Source organism: Lysinibacillus parviboronicapiens (genome assembly GCF_003049575.1).
Taxonomy (GTDB): domain Bacteria; phylum Bacillota; class Bacilli; order Bacillales_A; family Planococcaceae; genus Lysinibacillus; species Lysinibacillus parviboronicapiens.
The window spans coordinates 1-2,475 of record NZ_PYWI01000067.1 but is presented as its reverse complement, the minus strand read 5'-3'; the positions used below and the strand labels follow the sequence as shown (position 1 = coordinate 2,475).

Below are 2,475 nucleotides of genomic sequence, written 5' to 3'. Positions count from 1 at the left end.
AGGCACGCCGCCAGCGTTCGTCCTGAGCCAGGATCAAACTCTCCATAAAAGAAATTTGATTAGCTCAAATTGTTTTGCTGGCATCAATTTTGATGTCCAAAATTTTGTTTCGTTCACTAACTGAAAGATAGTTACTAAAAACGTTATTGATTACGTTTTGCTTGTTCAGTTTTCAAGGTTCATTTACCTTAACTCTTTCGTTAAGAGTTAACTTTTATATAATAACATGTTTTTAAGATAATGTCAAACAGTTATTTTACTTTTATATTTTCGTAGTTGCATGTCGTAACAGCAACTTTTATATAATAACATCTACATTGTTGCACGTCAATAGTTTATATCATTTTTTTATAATGATAATAGTTTTTCATATTCTGAACCTCGGCCAAGTCTTTAGAAACTGGATAGTACGATTTCTTCCTATCTCTAGTAAGGTTTCCTTTGTCTCTTCATTTAAATCAAATTGAGTAGCACTATAATCATCTACAGGAATAAAAATAATATCCCTTTCGTGTCTTCTAGAAATATATCTTTCATCATGTGCTCCCTTCATTGTAGCAAATAGCGCTTCAAATAAATTTAAACCATTTTTTATTTCTTGTGGGCATTGTTCTTCGCTACGGCGACTTAGTTTAAGACCTATTATCGGCCGCACTTTACGCCCATTGCCATCATCAAATATCCATAAAGGAAAGTTACTTAATACCCCTCCATCAACAATAACAGATTCACCCTTTCCGGTCTTTAAAGTAACTGGTTCAAAGAAGAAAGGGATTCCACAACTCATACGTAAAGCACATGCAACTGAAAAATTTTCTGCATCGATATGATATTTGTGCAAATCATCTGGTAATACAATCATTCTACCATTGGTTAAATCTGATGCCACTAACTTCAATGAATCTTTAGGCAAATCGCCAAAGGTATAAACACCTTTAGCCGCTAATTTTTGAAAGAACCATTTTTCTAAGGCTTTTCCTTTATATAAACCTAAATGATTATATACATTAACCCATTTCATAAATGGAAGTGGTAGAAATGTTTTTCGAGGATCTAATAGTGAAGGCACATCTAATTCTTCTAGCATTCTTTCAATCTCTTTTCCACTATATCCAGCAGCAATAAATGCTGCTAATATGGCCCCTGCACTTGTTCCGGCTACTCTCTTAAAACGGAAATTTTGATCTTCTAATACTTGATAAGCCCCAACCAATGCAAAACCCTTTAAACCTCCGCCCGAAAAAACGCCATCAATCCACAAAATTCCCTCTCCTTTTTCAAGTAATCTTTACATTATAAGAATTATGTAATGGAATTAGAACTTAAAACGGAGATTGATGTCAAATTAACGATAGTTTCTACTTTTCTAGAATTTATGATAATCAAAAAAATTTCAGCACGGTTAAGTACACTTTCCAATCCTATTTACTTATTAATTGATAAAGATTAACTCTATTTTAAATTATGCAGTTACCTTTTAGGTTTAAACATTTTATTTACTTTAAACACCTTACATTTCCATAAAGTTCAAGCTCTCGTGCTTAGCTAGTTGTGGTAATGCTTTTGTTTCCAATTCGATTGATCTATAGATTCAACTGTTGTAACTACTTTTCTCAAACTACAATTTATATAAATACCTTTCGTAATTGTTTCACAGATCACACATTTCTACAAAATTCCTATAAATGACCCTAATTGTAATAACTTAATTTTGATTTACTAAATGAACATTCTACTAAGTCAGGTCCCTTATATAAAACAACAACAACGTGCACTATCACTAATACAAATTAGCCGATATACTAGAATTCCCTCAAAATTTAAATTAAATTTTTTCGGATTAATTGATTCTACTTTTCTATATCAAATTAATAGAAACAATTGCTGTACAATACTATAAAGTGCATTGACCCCTTATTAGTCATTGTAGAAAAATATATATTTACACATATACATTTAAACCAAGTTCTTCAAACAGGAATGTAAAATAAAACAAGAAGAATCTATACAATTATAGTTTCTCCTTGTTTTAAAATAGCCTTTTATGTTTTTTACAACAAAAAAACAGCCAGCACTCAGCTGACTGTTTTGTGTGCCTAGCGATGTCCTACTCTCACAGGGGGAAGCCCCCAACTACCATCGGCGCTAAAGAGCTTAACTTCCGTGTTCGGTATGGGAACGGGTGTGACCTCTTTGCCATCATCACTAGACTATTATTAGCTTTCAATATACGTCGTCTTTCTTTGTCAGCTTCATTCGTTCAGTCAGTCACGTACTTAGGTACGCTCCTTCCTTCTCTCAATTGCTTCCTTGAACTACTCGTATCTTGAAACCCTCTTTTAGAAAGATGTTGTTCTTTCAAAACTGGATAAACGGTGCATTGAATGTTTCAAACATTTTGGTTAAGTCCTCGATCGATTAGTATTCGTCAGCTCCATGTGTCACCACACTTCCACCTCGAACCTATCTACCTCA

General features: G+C 33.3%; 1 protein-coding gene and 1 rRNA gene. Both read right to left on the bottom strand.

What is annotated here, in order from left to right:
• Window positions 1-367 precede the first annotated feature (367 nt).
• Window positions 368-1,261 carry a patatin-like phospholipase family protein gene (locus C9J35_RS22805; protein ID WP_107927119.1) on the bottom strand — a complete coding sequence of 298 codons (894 nt, stop codon included), beginning with the start codon at window positions 1,259-1,261 and terminating at the stop codon, window positions 368-370.
• Between the two features lie 833 nt (window positions 1,262-2,094).
• Window positions 2,095-2,210: ribosomal RNA gene (gene rrf, locus C9J35_RS22800) — 5S ribosomal RNA — on the bottom strand.
• Between the last annotated feature and the right edge of the window lie 265 nt (window positions 2,211-2,475).